At 65.8% G+C, this 16,306-nt stretch carries 17 protein-coding genes; 6 read left to right on the top strand and 11 right to left on the bottom strand.

Features of this window, described 5'->3' with window-relative positions:
- Window position 1: 1 nt before the first annotated feature.
- On the bottom strand, window positions 2-826 hold the full coding sequence (ttcA, locus tag LPB260_RS12340) for a tRNA 2-thiocytidine(32) synthetase TtcA (protein WP_208709019.1): 825 nt from the start codon (window positions 824-826) through the stop codon (window positions 2-4).
- A gap of 99 nt (window positions 827-925) precedes the next feature.
- Between ttcA and LPB260_RS12335 the strand changes: the two genes are divergently transcribed.
- From LPB260_RS12335 to LPB260_RS12325, 3 genes are all read left to right on the top strand, one after another.
- Window positions 926-1,522 (top strand): DNA-J related domain-containing protein, encoded by a 597-nt coding sequence (locus tag LPB260_RS12335; RefSeq protein WP_208709016.1) that lies wholly within the window; start codon window positions 926-928, stop codon window positions 1,520-1,522.
- 167 nt (window positions 1,523-1,689) lie between these two features.
- Window positions 1,690-2,289 (top strand): Yip1 family protein, encoded by a 600-nt coding sequence (locus tag LPB260_RS12330; protein WP_208709014.1) that lies wholly within the window; start codon window positions 1,690-1,692, stop codon window positions 2,287-2,289.
- Window positions 2,290-2,363: 74 nt separating this feature from the next.
- Complete coding sequence (locus tag LPB260_RS12325) at window positions 2,364-2,897, top strand: SprT family zinc-dependent metalloprotease (RefSeq protein WP_256625614.1); 534 nt, start codon at window positions 2,364-2,366, stop codon at window positions 2,895-2,897.
- 40 nt (window positions 2,898-2,937) lie between these two features.
- On the opposite strand, the gene LPB260_RS12320 is transcribed toward LPB260_RS12325, so the two are convergent.
- The gene (locus LPB260_RS12320) at window positions 2,938-3,444 is read right to left on the bottom strand and encodes an O-acetyl-ADP-ribose deacetylase (protein ID WP_208709010.1); all 507 of its coding nucleotides are present in this window, start codon (window positions 3,442-3,444) and stop codon (window positions 2,938-2,940) included.
- A 342-nt stretch (window positions 3,445-3,786) separates the two neighbouring features.
- Here LPB260_RS12320 and LPB260_RS12315 point away from each other — a divergent pair, with 342 nt between their 5' ends.
- Window positions 3,787-4,341: a magnesium transporter gene (locus LPB260_RS12315; protein WP_208709008.1), complete on the top strand. Its 555-nt coding sequence runs from the start codon at window positions 3,787-3,789 to the stop codon at window positions 4,339-4,341.
- A 54-nt stretch (window positions 4,342-4,395) separates the two neighbouring features.
- Here LPB260_RS12315 and LPB260_RS12310 read toward each other — a convergent pair whose 3' ends face one another.
- The 6 genes from LPB260_RS12310 to LPB260_RS12285 form a co-directional block, all read right to left on the bottom strand.
- Window positions 4,396-4,713 (bottom strand): cytochrome C oxidase subunit IV family protein, encoded by a 318-nt coding sequence (locus tag LPB260_RS12310; protein WP_208709006.1) that lies wholly within the window; start codon window positions 4,711-4,713, stop codon window positions 4,396-4,398.
- A gap of 21 nt (window positions 4,714-4,734) precedes the next feature.
- Window positions 4,735-5,451: a heme-copper oxidase subunit III family protein gene (locus LPB260_RS12305; RefSeq protein ID WP_208709004.1), complete on the bottom strand. Its 717-nt coding sequence runs from the start codon at window positions 5,449-5,451 to the stop codon at window positions 4,735-4,737.
- 4 nt (window positions 5,452-5,455) lie between these two features.
- A complete protein-coding gene (locus LPB260_RS12300; protein ID WP_208709003.1) occupies window positions 5,456-6,145 on the bottom strand; it encodes a cytochrome c oxidase subunit 3 in 690 nt (229 codons plus the stop codon).
- Entirely contained in the window at window positions 6,142-7,917 is a 1,776-nt protein-coding gene (gene ctaD, locus LPB260_RS12295) for a cytochrome c oxidase subunit I (protein ID WP_208709002.1), read from the bottom strand. Before ctaD ends, LPB260_RS12300 begins: the two co-directional genes overlap by 4 nt.
- Before the next feature lie 40 nt (window positions 7,918-7,957).
- Complete coding sequence (locus LPB260_RS12290; RefSeq protein ID WP_208709001.1) at window positions 7,958-9,421, bottom strand: c-type cytochrome; 1,464 nt, start codon at window positions 9,419-9,421, stop codon at window positions 7,958-7,960.
- Between the two features lie 235 nt (window positions 9,422-9,656).
- Window positions 9,657-10,838: a CaiB/BaiF CoA-transferase family protein gene (locus LPB260_RS12285; protein ID WP_208709000.1), complete on the bottom strand. Its 1,182-nt coding sequence runs from the start codon at window positions 10,836-10,838 to the stop codon at window positions 9,657-9,659.
- A 230-nt stretch (window positions 10,839-11,068) separates the two neighbouring features.
- Between LPB260_RS12285 and LPB260_RS12280 the strand changes: the two genes are divergently transcribed.
- A complete protein-coding gene (locus LPB260_RS12280; RefSeq protein WP_208708999.1) occupies window positions 11,069-12,067 on the top strand; it encodes an AraC family transcriptional regulator in 999 nt (332 codons plus the stop codon).
- Between the two features lie 16 nt (window positions 12,068-12,083).
- Here the strand turns inward: LPB260_RS12280 and LPB260_RS12275 are convergent, their stop codons facing one another.
- Window positions 12,084-13,268: an MFS transporter gene (locus tag LPB260_RS12275; protein WP_208708998.1), complete on the bottom strand. Its 1,185-nt coding sequence runs from the start codon at window positions 13,266-13,268 to the stop codon at window positions 12,084-12,086.
- A gap of 197 nt (window positions 13,269-13,465) precedes the next feature.
- Here LPB260_RS12275 and LPB260_RS12270 point away from each other — a divergent pair, with 197 nt between their 5' ends.
- Entirely contained in the window at window positions 13,466-14,311 is an 846-nt protein-coding gene (locus tag LPB260_RS12270; RefSeq protein ID WP_208708997.1) for an EamA family transporter, read from the top strand.
- Between the two features lie 151 nt (window positions 14,312-14,462).
- Here the strand turns inward: LPB260_RS12270 and LPB260_RS12265 are convergent, their stop codons facing one another.
- Both LPB260_RS12265 and LPB260_RS12260 read right to left on the bottom strand, forming a co-directional pair.
- A complete protein-coding gene (locus tag LPB260_RS12265; protein WP_208708996.1) occupies window positions 14,463-15,116 on the bottom strand; it encodes a hypothetical protein in 654 nt (217 codons plus the stop codon).
- A gap of 195 nt (window positions 15,117-15,311) precedes the next feature.
- Window positions 15,312-16,112, bottom strand: a complete 801-nt coding sequence (locus LPB260_RS12260; protein ID WP_208708995.1) for an AraC family transcriptional regulator — start codon at window positions 16,110-16,112, stop codon at window positions 15,312-15,314.
- Window positions 16,113-16,306 lie beyond the last annotated feature (194 nt).

Below are 16,306 nucleotides of genomic sequence, written 5' to 3'. Positions count from 1 at the left end.
CTCAGAGGTTCATCACGTCGAGAAAGCGCGGCGTGGCGGCGTCGTCGATCTTCAGGTTGACGAAGTCGAACAGGTTGCGGTCGGCCAGCTGCGAGGGCACCACGTTCTGCAGGGCGCGGAACATGATCTCGGTGCGGCCCGGGGTCTTGCGCTCCCACTCCTGGAGCATCTCCTTGACCACCTTGCGCTGCAGGTTCTCCTGGGAGCCGCAGAGGTTGCAGGGGATGATCGGGAACTCCTTGAGCTTGGCGTAGGCCTCGATGTCGGCCTCGTTGCAGTAGGCCAGCGGGCGGATCACCACGTTGCGCCCGTCGTCGGCGCGCAGCTTCGGCGGCATGGCCTTGAGGGTGCCGCCGTAGAACATGTTGAGGAAGAAGGTCTCGAGGATATCGTCGCGATGATGTCCCAGGGCCATCTTGGTCGCGCCGATCTCGTCGGCGAAGGTGTACAGGGTGCCGCGGCGCAGGCGCGAGCACAGCGAGCAGGTGGTCTTGCCCTCCGGGATCTTTTCCTTGACCACCGAGTAGGTGTCCTTCTCGACGATGTGGTAGGGCACGCCGATGGACTCCAGGTAGGCCGGCAGCACGTGCTCGGGGAAGCCTGGCTGCTTCTGGTCCATGTTCACCGCGACGATCTCGAACTTGATCGGCGCGACCTTCTGCAGGTACAGCAGCACGTCGAGCATGGTGTAGCTGTCCTTGCCGCCGGACAGGCAAACCATGACCTTGTCGCCATCTTCTATCATGTTGAAATCGGCAATGGCTTCGCCGGCCTGACGACGCAGGCGCTTTTGCAGTTTGTTCTGGTTGACCGAGAGGGTGCCCATGGTGCGCTGGAGTCCGGAAAGAAGTGCTAGAACGCGACATTTTACGCAGAAACCACGGTGCGCCCCACCCCATTTGCGGCGAAGTGTTAGGCTGAAATCATGAATGATGAACTCGATCCCGACCTCGAACTGGTCGATCAGATCCTGCTACTTCTGCAGGACGCGCCTGCCGGTCTCAGCGAATATGAGCTGATCCAGCAATTGAAAGGCGGCCACTCGACCCACATCCCCAACCTTCCGCTGCTCGACAACCTGATCCTGTTTCGCACCCATTTCCTGGTGTTCAACGCCCTCTACCAGCTGCGTGAGCGCCTGTGGGACGAGCGCCGCGGCCACCTGGAAATCAACCCGCTGTGCATCCAGCTGCAACCCTACCGCGCCGGCGGCGCCGGGCTCGCCGAGCACGACCCGCTGCGCGACTACTATCTGGACCTGGACAACCTGCGCAATACCGACGCGGATGACGTGGAGAAGCTGCTGACCAGCTTCTGGACACGCATGCAGGGTGGCGAAGAGAAGCAGGCGGCGCTGGAGCTGTTCGAGCTGCACGACCATCAGCAGCCGCTCAACCTCGCCACCATCAAGCACCGCTACCGCCAGCTGGTGAGCATTCACCACCCCGACCGCGGCGGCAACACAGAGCGACTGCAGTCGATCAACAAGGCGATGGAAATTCTCGAGCGCTATTACAACTGATCCGTAGAGATCAATTTGCTCTAACCCCTCCCCTCTCGCGGTCCCCAGCCCTTGCCTATACTGCGACATACGGTCGCATAGGTTCGGCCTGGCACCCGGTGGCGCTGATCACGCGCGCCGGGCGCTCCGCTGGGGGGCGATCGCTATAACAAGAGGAGGTGTTTGGCATGATCCACCATGTTTGGGGGCTCTTCACCCATCCTGACCAAGAATGGCAAGAAATCCGTGGCGAGGAAGAAACCATCAGCCACATGTATCTCACCCACATCCTGGTTCTCGCAGCGATCCCCGCGATCTCCGCGTATATCGGCACCACCCAGGTCGGCTGGTCGATCGGCGACCGAGCCCCGGTGATGCTGACCGAAGCCAGCGCGTTGCAAATGACCATCATGTCTTACCTGGCAATGCTCGCCGGCGTCGCGGTGATGGGCGCCTTCATCCACTGGATGGCACGGACCTACGACGCCAGTCCGAGCCTGACGCAGTGCGTGGTATTCGCCGCGTACACCGCCACTCCGCTGTTCGTCGGCGGTCTGGCGGCACTCTACCCGCACCTGTGGCTGGCCATGACCGTGGGTACGGTCGCCATCTGCTACACCGTCTACCTGCTCTACGTGGGCATACCGACCTTCATGAACATCCCCAAGGACGAGGGGTTCATGTTCTCCAGCTCGGTACTGGCGGTGGGGCTGGTGGTGCTGGTGGCGATGATCGCCTGCTCGGTGATTCTCTGGGGCTTCGGCGTGGGCCCGGTGTACACCAGCTAAGGGCTGATCACGGCAACAAGACGAAACCACCTGCGGGTGGTTTCGTCGTTTCCGGGCTGCCGCAAGCGCCATGCTTGGGCATAATCGCCCGGCACAGTCGAGAAACCACCACCATGCCCGAACGTCTCCATGCCCGCGTCGAGGACTGCTACCTGCAGGCCGAAAACTTCTTCAAGCGTTCCTTCAGGCGCCCCGAGGTGAGTTTCAAGCTGCGCGGGCAGAAGGCCGGCGTCGCCCACCTGACGGAGAACAAGCTGCGTTTCAATCCGCAGCTGTACCGTGAGAATCAGGAGGACTTCCTGCGCCAGACCGTGGCCCATGAAGTGGCCCACCTGATCGCCCACCAGCTGTTCGGCGCCACTATCAGAGCCCATGGCGAGGAGTGGCAGCTGATCATGCGCGGCGTTTACCAACTGCCACCGAATCGCTGCCACAGCTACGAAGTGCAGCGCAGCCGGGTCAGTCGCTTCATCTACCGCTGCAGCTGCCCCCAGGGCGAGTTCCCGTTTTCCTCGCAGCGCCACAGCCTGGTCGCCAAGGGGCGTCGCTACTACTGCCGGCGCTGCAAGGCCACCCTGAGCTTCACCGGCGAGCGACGCCTGGAGTGAATCCGCGGCTCGTGCCCGACTCCTGAAGCCGAGCGACAGGCTAGCCGAGCAGGCGCCGGTAGACCTGCAGGTCGCCGGCCGAAAAGCAGCAGAAGATCACTTCCTCGATCGAGGGGAGCTCCCGCACCGTCTCCCGCACCGTGTCGACGGCGGTACGCGCCGCCAGGTCGACCGGATAGCCGTAGACCCCCGTACCGATGCTGGGAAAGGCGATTCTGCGCACCTCATGGCTGGCCGCCAGCGCCAGCGAGTTGCGGTAGCAGGCCGCCAGCAGTTCCGGTTCGCCCCGCTCGCCGCCGTTCCAGACCGGGCCGACGGTGTGGATGACGTACCTGGCCGGCAGATTGAAGCCCGGGGTAAGCCTGGCTTCTCCGGTCGGACAGCCCCCCAGCTGCCGGCAGGCCTGCGACAACTCCGGTCCGGCGGCACGGTGAATGGCACCGTCGACGCCGCCTCCTCCAGCCAAGGCGCTGTTCGCGGCATTGACTATGGCGTCCACAGACAGGGTGGCGATATCGGCGCGCATGGCGCTGAACTTGGCTGGCATGAATTGGCTGACCTCCAAAGATTTGCACCTCAGGCAAGTTTAGCGGCCCCTGGCCGCCTCGCCGTGGCAGATCGGTCCGGTCCAGCCAACTGCGCAGCCGGCAACCACGACCAGCCGCAACCGCGCAATTTCCGGCCCGAGAGCCACAAGCAGGGGCGACGATGGCCGGGCCTGCCCCGGCGGCTGGGGGCGGCAGGGGCGCCGAGTCTGCGGTGCTATACTTTTGGTCGACTGCAGCAGATGCGCAACCGGTTCCACGGCGGCGAGCACCCACTGCGATTTTTCACCTATCGGCTTCTAGATGGCGGGGATCTGGGGCAAACACTAGATGGGAGGTGTGTCATGAATCGACACTATTACATCAGTGACGATCTCGACGATCTTGAAACCGTTGAAAACGAGCTGGAAGCCAGCGGCATCAGTACCGAACAGATCCATGTACTCAGCGAGAAGGACGCCGACGTGGAGCATCACCAGCTGCACGAGGTGCCCTCCTTCATGAAGCAGGACGTGGTGCACTCCGGTGAAATCGGCGCGGCGATCGGTGCGGTGCTGGCCGCCGTGGTACTCGGCGGTGCCTACCTGCTGGGCTGGACCGAGTCCGCGGCCGGCTGGGTTCCCTTCATCTTCCTGGCCATCGTGCTGTTCGGCTTCTGCACCTGGGAAGGCGGCTTCTTCGGCATCCAGGTGCCGAACGCCCACTTCCGCGGCTTCCGGCAGAAGCTCAAGGAAGGCAAACACGTGTTCTTCGTCGATGTCGAGCCGGAGCAGGAGTCGATTCTGGATCGCGTCATCCAGCATCATCCGTCCTTGGTCGATGCCGGCACCGGCGCCGCTTCGCCACACTGGATAGTCGCCTGGCAGCAGAAGTGGCACCAGTTCAAGCGCACCATCTAGCCTGCCCGCCGCCAGCCTTCCCTGGGTGACCCACGCGGTCACCTTGGAGGCGCGTCAGTGGCCGAAGAACAATTCCCGACTCAGAAAGATGTAGTCCGCCTCGGCGGCCATCAGCCCGACCAGCACCAGCAGGCACAGCGGCGGCACCAATATGGCGTAGACCATCGCCAGCCGCTCCCAGGCCATGTGCATGAAGATCGCCACGATCAGTCCCGCCTTGAGCAGCATGAAGATGATGATCAGCGACCAGCGCAGGTAGCCGACGAAATGGAAGTAGTCGACCAGGTAGGACAGCGTACTGAGGACGAACAGCAGCCCCCATATCTTCAAATACAGGCCGATCGGATGTTGCTGGCCCTGTGCATGTGCCATCGCCCGGGCTCCTCTAGAAGGTCACCATAGATAGAAGAATGCAAAGATAAACACCCACACCAGGTCGACGAAGTGCCAGTAGAGCCCGGCGATCTCGACGATCTGGTAGTTGCCGGAGCGCTCGTAGTCTCCGCGCAGCACCTTCAGCGCCACGATGCTGAGGTAGATCACCCCGATCGACACGTGCAGACCGTGAAAACCGGTGATCATGAAGAAACTTGCGCCGAACTGTGCGGCGCCCATGGGGTTGCCCCAGGGTCTGACGCCCTCGCTGATCAGCTTGCTCCACTCGAAGGCCTGCATACCGACGAAGGTCAGCCCGAGGGCCGCGGTGACCAGCATCAGCGCGGCGGTCTTGGCGCGGTCGCGCCGGTAGGCGAAGTTCACCGCCATGGCCATGGTGCCGCTGCTGGTGATCAGAACGAAGGTCATGATGGCGATCAGGATCAGCGGGATCTCGGCACCGGCTATGGTCAGGGCGAACACCTCGCTGGCGTGCGGCCAGGGCTCGGTGGCACTGATGCGCACCGACATGTAGCCGGTGAGGAAGCAGGTGAACACGAAGGTATCGCTGAGCAGGAAGATCCACATCATCGCCTTGCCCCAGGACACCTGCTTGAACGCATCCTTGTCCGAGGCCCAGTCATCGACGATACCCGGCCAACCCGGCGCCGAACCCTCGGCGGGCTTCAGCGTTGATCCACGGGGTTCACCTGACGGGTGCGACTGGATGGCCATGGCATCACCTCAAACCGCAGAACGCAGCGATGGCTTGATAGGTTGCCGGCGTGCTGGTCAGCAGGGCGAACAGCAGCAGCCAGAGGCCCAGCAGGTAGTGCCAATAGATGGCGCACAACTCCACACTGCTCTGCAGCTGCCTGGCCGGCGCTCGGCGCAGCATTTTGCCCAGGGTTCGCCCCCAGGCGACCAGCCCGCCCAGCAGGTGCAGGCCATGCAGTCCGGTCAGCAGGAAGAAGAAGCTGTTGGCCGGGTTGCCCGCCACGCCATAGCCCCAGGCGGCGAACTGCTGCCAGACCCACAGTTGGCCAATCAGGAAGGCCAGGGCGAATAGCCCGCCCAGCCCGAAACCCAGGCTCGTCGCCGCCGGTTGCCCGCGCCTGATCGCCACCCGCGCCCATTGCAAGGCGATGCTGGCGGCGAGCAGAAAGGCCGAGTTCAGCCACAGCTGCCAGGGCTGGGCCAAGGGCGCCAGCGGCTCGGTCAGGGGCTGCCAGTCGGGCACTTGCGAACGGACGATAAAGGCGATCAGGAACAACAGGAACAGCGAGCTGACCACCGCCAGGAACAGGCGCAGGCCGACCCGGGCCGTGCGTGCCCGGGCCTCGTCGACGCCCGGCAACTGGCGCGGCACGTGGCCCCAGCTGCCGCCCGGGTCGCCTCCGGTCGCGTCGCGCAACAGCAGCCCGCTCATGGCCTGGCGCCCTCCTGCCGGTCGGCGCCGTCACGCTGGCACCACTGCTTGAGTTCCTCATCCGACACCGTCTGCGGCACGAAGTCCTGCTCGACGCCCGGCATGCTGTAGTCATAGGCCCAGCGGTGCACCACCGGCAGCCTGGCGCCCCAGTTGCCGTGTCGCGGCGGCGTGTCCGGGGTCAGCCACTCCAGGCTGGTGGCGCCCCAGGGGTTGGCCCCGGCCGGCTTGCCCTTGAACAGGCTCCAGGCCAGGTTGAACAGGAACAACAGCTGGGCCACGCCGACGGTCAGCGCGGCCACCGTGATGAAGGCATTGAGGTCCTGGGCCGATTGCGGAATGAACTCGTAGTTCTCGTAGGCGTAGTAGCGCCGCGGCATGCCCAGGAAGCCCAGGTAGTGCATGGGGAAGTAGATGGCATAGGTGCCGAGGAAGGTGATCCAGAAATGCAGCTTGCCCAGGCGGTCCTCGAGCAGGCGCCCGGTGATTTTCGGGTACCAGTGATAGATGGCGCCGAACACCACCAGGATGGGCGCGACCCCCATGACCATGTGGAAGTGGGCGACCACGAAATAGGTGTCCGACAGGGGGATGTCGACGATCACGTTGCCAAGGAACAAGCCGGTCAGGCCACCGACCACGAAGGTGACGATGAACGCCAGGGCGAACAGCATGGGCACGGTCAGGTGAATGTCGCCACGCCACAGGGTCAGTACCCAGTTGTAGACCTTCAGCGCGGTGGGCACGGCGATGATCAGGGTGGTGGTGGCGAAGAAGAAGCCGAAGTAGGGGTTCATGCCGCTGACGTACATGTGGTGCGCCCAGACCACGAAACTGAGCACGCCGATCGCCACGATGGCCCAGACCATCATGCGGTAGCCGAAGATGTTCTTGCGCGCATGGGTGCTGATCAGGTCGGAAACCAGGCCGAAGGCCGGCAGCGCGACGATGTACACCTCCGGGTGGCCGAAGAACCAGAACAGGTGCTGGAACAGGATCGGGCTGCCGCCCTGGTGATCCAGCGCCTGGCCCAGGGAGACAATCGCCGGCATGAAGAAGCTGGTGCCCAGCAACTTGTCGAACAGCATCATCACCGCGCTGACGAACAGGGCCGGGAACGCCAGCAAGGCGAGGATCGAGGCCATGAAGATGCCCCACACCGACAGCGGCATGCGCATCAGGGTCATGCCGTGGGTGCGCGCCTGCAGCACCGTGGTCACGTAGTTGAGGCCACCCATGGTGGCGGCGACGATGAAGATCGCCAGGGACACCAGCATCAGCACGATACCCCACTCGGTGCCCGGCGAACCCGCGGTGATGGCCTGGGGCGGATAGAGGGTCCAGCCGGCGCCGCTGGGGCCGCCCGGGACGAAGAAACTGGCCAGCAGGACGATCACCGAGAGCAGGTAGAACCAGTAGCTGAGCATGTTGACGTAGGGGAATACCATGTCCCGGGCGCCGACCATCAGCGGGATCAGGTAGTTGCCGAAACCGCCGAGAAACAGCGCGGTGAGCAGATAGATGACCATGATCATGCCGTGCATGGTCATGGCCTGGTAATAGGCGCTGGCGTCCATGAATTCGAGGCTGCCGGGGAAGCCGATCTGCATGCGCATCAGGCCGGACAGCACCAGGGCGATGAGGCCGACGAAGATCGCCGTCAGCGCATATTGAATGGCGATGACCTTGTGGTCCTGGCTCCAGATGTAGCGGGTCAGGAAGCTTTTCGGCTCGTGAAGCAGCGCTGTCTCGGCTTGCTCCGCATAGGCCATCGAATCACCCTCCTGTGAAGTTCGGGGGGAGCGCCCGGGGCTACTCTCCCGACTCCACCTTGCCGGCATCAGCATCGCTGTCCGTCAGGGAGCCGATCAGGGCGATCAGCGCCTGCAACTCCTCGTCGCTCGGGGCATAGGCCGGCATCATCGGCGCGTAGCCTCTGACGACCTGGCTGTTGGGGTTAAGGATAGACTCTTTTAGGTAGGCCTCATCGACCCGCACCTGGGTGCCGTCGGCCAGGGTCTCGGTCTTGCCATACAGCCCCTGCCAGCCCGGCCCGACGCTTGGGCTGCCGTCGAGGCTGTGGCACGCCAGGCAGCCGAGGGACTCGGCCACCTGGCGCCCGTGGCGGACCGTACCCCCTGCCGCGCCATCGTCCCCCGTGGGTTCGGCGGCCGGCACACCGCTCAGCGACTTGATCAACGCGACCAGGGCGTCCAGTTCGTCCTTGGCAAACGCATAGGCGACCATCACCGGCGGATAGCCCTGCACCATCCTGGCCTTGGGGTCGATGATCGACTCCTTCAAATAGGCCTCATCGACGACGACGCTGCTGCCGTCGGCCAGGGTCTCGGTCTTGCCATACAGCCCCAGCCAGCCTGGCCCGAGGCTGGCGCTGCCATCCAGGCTGTGGCAGGCCAGGCAACCATGGCTCTGGGCGAGGATACGGCCCTGCTCCAGCAGGTCGTCCCGGCCCGGCCTGGCCGCCGTAGCCAGGGACTGGGCGAAGGTCGGCTGGGCGGCGAGCCATTGCTCGAACGCCGCCGGTGGCTCGACGCGCAGGAAGCCGCGCATGTTGTAGTGGCCAACGCCACAGTATTCGGCGCAGAGCACCTCGTACTTGCCGGTCTGGGTCGGGGTGAACCAGAAGTAGGAGACCATGCCCGGAACCATGTCCATCTTGCTGCGAATCTGCGGGATATAGAAATTGTGCAGCACGTCCTTGGAACGCAGCAGCACCTTGACCGGGCGGCCGAGAGGCAGGCGCACTTCGTTGCTCTTGACCAGTACATCGTCCTGCCCGGCCGGGTCGCCGGGGTCGATCCCGAGGGGGTTGCCGGCGTCGATATGCTTGACGTCCGACTTGCCCAGCTGGCCGTCGGCACCGGGAAAACGAAATGCCCACTGCCACTGCTGGGCGACCACCTCCAGCTCATGAGCCTCCTCGGGCACCCTGACGAAGTCGTCGTAAACCACCAGCCCCGGGGTCAGCATGCCGACGATGCCGACGCTGGTGACGCCGATCAGCCACCACTCGAGCTTCTTGTTTTCCGGTTCATAGGCCGCCCGCCGGCCCTCGCGATGACGGAAGCGGATGAGCGCCACCGCCATGAACAGGGTCACGGCGACAAAGAAGATTCCGGTGATTACCAGGGTGATCAGCAGCGTGGTGTCTATCGACCCCCAGTTGGACACCGCGGGGGTCAGGTGCCAGGGGCTGAGCAGGTGGAACAGCACCGACGCGACGACGATTAGAATCAAGATAATTGCAATTGCCATTGTCTTTTCATCCTGTCTGCGTTGGCACCGGGCAAGGCCCGGGCCGCACTGAGCAACAGCGGCCTGCAATCAATCTCGGCCTATCCCCCAACGGCGCAAGCCCGCGTCGGCACTGCCGGGGGCAGCGCCTGCAAAAGTATAGTGCAGGGCCGCAGCGGCCACTTTCGGCCCGTGGCGGCCAGCTGGAGGAGCCGTTCGGCGTGCGCGCGCCGTGGCGGCTTCGCTCGCAAAAACCTCAGGCGATGACCTTGCTGGCCCTGAGTTCGGCGATCCGTTCCGGCGCATAGCCCAGTTCGCTCAGCACCTGATCGGTGTGCGCGCCGAGCGCGGCGCCGATGTGCCGCGGTGCGGGCAGTCCGCCGGAGAACTTGATCGGGCAGGCGATCTGCTTCTGCGCCGGCGCATCGTCGCGCGGCACCTCGGTGATCAGCTGACGGGCCTTGAGCTGGGGATGCTCGACGGCCTCGGAGAGGTTCAGCATCGGCTCGACGCAGGCATCCTCGGCAGCGAACAGCCGGTTCCATTCGGCGAAGTCACGCCTGGCGATCTCGGCTTCGATCTCGCGCTTGAGCGCTCGCTGCTCGGCGGGATCGGCCGACAGCCCACGCCCGGCCAGTTCGGGGCGGCCGATGACCGCGCAGAATCGCTGCATGAACTGCGGTTCCAGGCTGCCGACCGACAGCCAGCGCCCATCGCGGGTGCGGTAGTAATCGTAGAAGCTGCCGCCATTGAGCACCTGGCTTTCCATCTGCGGCTCGACGCCGGCGGCCAGGTAGCCGGCCCCGGCCATGCCGTGCAGGCTGAAGGCGCAGTCGGTCATGCTCACGTCGACCTGCTGCCCCTGCCCCGTGACCTGGCGCTGGATCACCGCCGCCAGCAGGCCCATCACCCCGTGCAACGAGCCGCCGGCGATATCCGCCAGTTGCACGCCCAGGGGCAGCGGACCGCTGTCGCGCCGGCCGCTATAGCTGGCGAGGCCGGCCAGGGCCAGGTAGTTGATGTCGTGGCCGGCTCGGTCCTTGTAGGGCCCGGTCTGGCCATAGCCGGTGATCGACACGTAGATCAGCCGCGGGTTGATCGCCTTGAGCGCCGCATAGCCGACCCCCAGCTTGTCCATCACCCCGGGGCGGAACTGCTCGAGGACGATGTCGTACTCGCCCACCAGCTGCTTGACCATGTCCACCGCCTCGGCGCGCTTGAGGTCCAGGGCAATGCTGCGCTTGTTGCGATTGATATAGGCGTGGCTGGCCGAGACGCCGCCATCGTGGGGCGGCAGCACACGCACCAGGTCCATGCGGCTGGGCGACTCGACGCGCAACACCTCGGCGCCCATGTCGGCGAGCAACAGGGTGGCGAACGGCCCCGGCAGCAGGGTGGAGAAATCGAGAATTTTCAGGGAGGACAGCGGGCCGTTCATTTCAGCTCCTCGGATCAGCGGCCGGACTGGGCGGTGCCGGTGGCGACAGTGCAGGGGCCGGGCCGGCGCGAACGCGCCCATATCCCGGGCCAGTAGCCCTGCAGAGTAGGCAACGCCGGCAGGCGGCTCAATGACCCAGGCGCTCGGCCTCGATTGACCCATTCGCTCGCCCGGCTTGTCCTGCCGCGGTCAGCCTGCCTACCATCGGCGGCCTGAACAGGAGCCTGCCCATGCGCGAACGCACCATCGCCAGCCACTTCGTCCGCGCCGCCCTGCGCGGTGGCGTGCGCCAGGGCCTGGACGGCGCCGCGCTGCTGCGCCAGGCGGGCATCCAGCCGGCACTGCTCGACGAGCCGCGCGCGCGCATCGCTCCCGAGCAGTTCGCCCGCTTGATGCAGCTGCTCTGGGAGCGACTCGACGACGAGTACCTGGGCCTGGCGCGCCTGCGCAGCAGGCGCGGCACCTTCGCCATGATGTGCCACGCGATCATCCACTGCCGCACCCTGGACAAGGCCCTGAGCCGCGGCGCGCTGTTCTACGGGCTGTTCCCCGAGGCGCCGCGCATCCGCCTCGAGCGCGAGGGCGACTGGGCGCGCCTGAGCGTGGACGACGCCAGCCTGTGGGACCCGGACCATTTCCTGCTGGAGAGCCTGCTGGTGATCTGGCACCGCCTCGGCAGCTGGCTGATCGGCCAGCGCATCCGCCTGGAGCAGAGCCGTTTCGCCTATGCCGCACCGGCCCACGCCGGCGAATATGCCTTGCTGTTCCCCGGCCCCCGGCGCTTCGACGCCGACGCCAGCTGCCTGCTGTTCCACGCCCGCTACCTGACGATGCCGCTGCTGCAGGACGAACGCACGCTCAAGCACTTCCTCGAGCGCTCGCCGGCCGACCTGCTGGCGCGCCCCGACGGCGGCGACAGCCTGACCGGCCAGATCCGCCGCCTGCTCGGCCGCGACTGCCGGCATTGGCCGGACCTGGACGGCATCGCCCGCCAACTGCACCTGAGCCCGCCAACCCTGCGCCGCCACCTGCGCGAGGAAGGCTCGAGCTTCCAGGAATTGAAGGACCAGCTGCGCTGCGACCTGGCGATCTACCAGCTGGGCCGCGACGAGCTGTCGATCCAGGCGATCGCCGAGCAGCTGGGTTTTTCCGAGCCCTCGGCGTTTCACCGCGCGTTCAAGAAGTGGACCGGACTGACCCCCGGCGCCTACCGGGCCCAGGAACACTAGCCGCCGACGCGGCCCGTCACAGGCGCCGCGCGCCCCAGGCGGCCAGCAGGAACAGGCTCGTCAGCACCGCCAGCAGGGGCAGCCAGCCGCCGTGCTGCCAGACGTAGCCGCCGACATAGCCGACCAGGCTGGAGCCCAGGTAGTAGGCGCACAGGTACAGCGCCGAGGCCTGGGCCTTGGCGCCCTGGGCGCGTTGGCCGACCTGGCCGCTGGCCACCGCATGGGCGGCGAAGAAGCCCAGGGTGAACAGCGCCAGGCCGCTCACCACCACCCCCAGCCAGGGCGTGGCGCACAGTGCCACGCCGAGCAGCATGATGCCGATGCCGCCCTGCAGCACCCGGCGCGCACCGAAGCGCGGCACCAGCCGACCGGCCCAGCCGGCGCTGAAGATCCCCAGCAGGTAGACGCTGAACAGCAGGCCGATGGCGCTCGGCGACAGGTTGAACGGCGCCCGGGCCAGGCGAAAGCCGATGTAGTTGAACAGCGCGACGAAGCCGCCCATCAGCAGGAAGGCGAGCAGGAACAGGCTGCGCAGCTCGGCGTTGCCCAGGTGCTTGGCGAAGTTGCCGAGCAGTCCGCGCAGCGACAGCGGCTGGGCCTGGAAATGCCGGGAGGGCGGCAGCAGCCAGAGGAACAGCGCCAGGGCCAGCAGCCCCAGCCCGGCGATGCCGCCGAGGGCCAGGTGCCAGCCACCGAGGTCGCTGAGCACGCCGGCGAGCAGGCGGCCGAGCAGGCCGCCGAGCGCCGTGCCGCCGATATACAGGCCCATCGCCGCGGGCAGTGCCGCCGGGTCGAACTCCTCGCCGACATAGGCCATGGCCAGCGCCGGCAGGCCGCTCAGGGCCAGGCCGAGCAGCGCCCGCAACAGCAACAGGTAGTCCCAGCTTTCGACCAGGGCACAGCCGAGCCCCAGCACGCTGGCCAGGGCCAGGGCGGCGGCCATCACCGGCTTGCGCCCCCAGCTCTCGGCCAGGGCGCCGGACACCAGCAGGCACAGCGCCAGGCTCAGGGTCGCCAGGGACAGGGCCAGGCTGCTGGCCGCGGCCGACACCGAGAACTCGGCGGCCAGTTGTGGCAGCAGCGGCTGCACGCAATAGAGCATGGCGAAGGTGGCGAAGCCGGCGCAGAACAGCGCCAGGGTGGCGCGCCGATAGGCGCCGGTACCGCGCTGCAGGTGCGCGCTGACAGGGGAGGTAGACATCGCAGGGGCTCGCAAATCCGGCCACAGGCAGGCCGCGGCGCAAGCCTAGCATGGAGCCACGCCCTCACGGCCCCCGGCCGCCACAGCCATCGCTCTATTCCGCGCCTTCCGACCCGACACAGAAGGACGACCGATACCCGGCGCCTGTGGCAGTATTGCCACGTTGCAGGGCGCCACTGGTACAAGGAAGAAGCCGCTTGGAAACCTCCGTATTTCTCGCCGTGATGGCCGCCGCCGCCCTGCATGCCGGCTGGAACGCCCTGCTCAAGATCGGCCTCGATCGTTTTCTCACCGCCTGCCTGATCCAGATCGCCGCCGGCGCGGTGGCCCTCTGCGCCCTGCCCTTCGTGGCCTTTCCCCAGGCCGCGGCCTGGCCGTGGATCGCCCTCTCCGCCCTGCTGCATATCGGCTACAACAGCTTTCTCGCCCGCGCCTACCAATATGGCGACCTGGGCCAGGTCTACCCGATCTCCCGCGGCAGCTCGACGCTGCTCGTCGCCCTGCTGTCGGTCACCCTGCTGGCCGACAGCCTGCCGGCCGGGCAGTGGCTCGGCTTGCTGACGCTGGTCGCCGGCATCTGGCTGATGGCCCTGCGCGGCAGCCAGCGGGCGGCCGCGTTGAATGCGCCCATGCTGTTCAGCGCGCTGATGACCGCCTGCTTCATCGCCGGCTACACCCTGTCCGACGCAGTCGGCGCGCGCCACAACCAGGACGCCCTGTCCTACTCGATGTGGCTGTTCACGGTCAGTGGCGTGGTCATGGCCCTGGTGGTCGCGGCAACCCGTGGGCCGCGGGCGTTCCTGCGCCTGGGGCCGCACTGGAAAGGCGGCCTGGCCGGCGGCGCGCTGTCGCTGGCGGCCTACAGCATCGTCATCTGGGCGATGACCCAGGCGCCGGTGGCGCTGGTCTCGGCGCTGCGCGAATCCAGCGTGCTGTTCGCCCTGCTGATCGGCAGCTTGTGGCTCAAGGAAAGCCTGCCCGCGATCCGCCTGCTGGCCTGCGGGCTGATCCTGTTCGGCATGCTGGTGATGAAACTGGCCTGAAGCCCCGCGAAGCCGTCGCGACGGCCAGACAAGTATCCCGCAAGCTGCGTGACCAGCAGCATTGCGGGACTATTCGATCATGCGCCCCAGCGCACTTGTCCTCCTGGCATGGCCTGGTGGCCGAGGAGCGCGCCGCCTGGCCGGTGGCCCGCTATTTCACCTCGGCTTCCAGTGGCTCGACGCTAACCGAGAAGCTGCGCACGCGGCCCTGCTCCTGGATCTGGTGCACGCCGATCCCGGTGACGGTACCGGTGCCGAGCGAGAACACGCCATGATCTTCGCCCTTGATCTTGAAATCACGGTCCGACTCGCAGTCGCAATCCTCGGCCCCTACGAAGGGTCCGGGGTTGAACGTGCCGTCGTTGTGGAAGTGGGCGAAGCCTGGGTGTGCATTCTCGACAAACTCGTTCTCGTCGTCGTCGAGTTTTTCCGTGTTATCGAACGCCCGTCCGCGAATGCCACGCAGCACCTGATAGTTGTTGTTGACGGTCAGGTTCCAGGTGATGCGCAGGCCGAAGCTGTCCTCGGCAGGCGCCACCTCCTGGACGAAACCGATGTCGATCGGCTTGGCGCTGGCGATGTTGAGGGTCAGGTCGAGGGTGCCCTTGTTGCGCCCGGTGCCGGCATTGCCGGTGAATACACAATTGCTCACCTGAGCGTCATCGAAGGTCAGCATCCAACCGGTATCCCGATTGGCGTCGGCCAGTTCGCAGGTGCCTGCATTTGCCGCGCCGGCATACAGCCCTGCGCCGGCGATTCCCAGGGCCAGTGGCACCGAGTAGATTTTCAACCAGTGAGTGAACATGGTGTCCTCCTTCTCTCCGCAAAGCCCCAGCCTTCGGGTTCGCTTCCTCCCACAGCAGACATAGCCAAAAAGTTGCTCCGCCTCTCTACACCGGAAAGGCAGGAGCGACAGCAGAAGCCCGCGAGGCGGTCGACTACTGTCGGGTGCAAGTATGGGCTTCAGACTAAAGTCTGACTTTACTTTGATTGCGTAACGCTATGCGTCTTCTGGAAGGAGGCGACCATCGGGCGGGCTCATCCGGTATTCGGACGGGGTGACCCCGATTCGCTGGTGAAACAGCCGGGAGAAGTGCGAGGGGTTGCGGAAGCCGGCGGCAATGGCCACCTCGGCAATGCTGGCGTGGGAGTTGAGCAGCATCTCCAGGGAGCGCTGCAGCCGGTAGCGACACAGGTATTCGCGGAAGGTCAGCCCGTACACGCGTTTGAAGCAACGGCTGAATTCATAGACGCTCATGCGGCAGCAGCCGGCGACATCCTCCAGGCGCAGCACTTCACCATAGTGGCGCTGAACATAGGTCAGCGCCTGCTGGGTCAGCCGCTCCGTCGGGCCTGGAGCGCCGATGCGCGCCTCCCGGGGAATCAGCGGCGCGGGCATGGCGATCCGCCGGGCAGCGTCCGGGTTGGCCGGCAACACCGACAGCAGCTGCCTGATCCGTCGCCACAGCTCCTCGGCCGAGACGGGCTTGACCAGGTAATCCCAGACCCGGGTGCGAAACGCCCACACCGCCAGCGCCTCGGAATGATGGACGGTGAGCATCAGAATGGGCAGGGCGGGATAGGCACGCTTGGTCGCACGCAGCGCCTTCAAGCCAGGCAGATTCGGGTAGTCGTACTCGAAGCAGGCCAGCAGCGGCGCGTGCTGATCGATGTCCTGCATGAGGCTCGCGGTTCCGACCAGATGATGCAGCCGAAAATGCGCCTTCAACTCGCCGACAGGACTGGGCTCATGGGTGTCGCTGCGCAGATCTGTCCAGACGAGGCCCGGCAAACTCATCATTCGCCTCCCAGCCTATTCACCCCGCCCGCGAACGGTGAGCAGGGTCATCGTTGGCACAGGCCTGCCGGCGATTCACAGGCACACCCGCGCGGCTACTCATTGGGCAAGTATAGGCACGCAGCGGTGCAGCGCCCCCAGCCAATGCGGCAGCCTGCCCGGCGGGGCCGGTAGGCAGCCGCGCAAAAAAAACGGGA

This window comes from Pseudomonas sp. LPB0260 (assembly GCF_013388395.1).
Note: the sequence above shows the minus strand (reverse complement) of the source record. Positions and strands in the feature narration are given on the sequence as shown.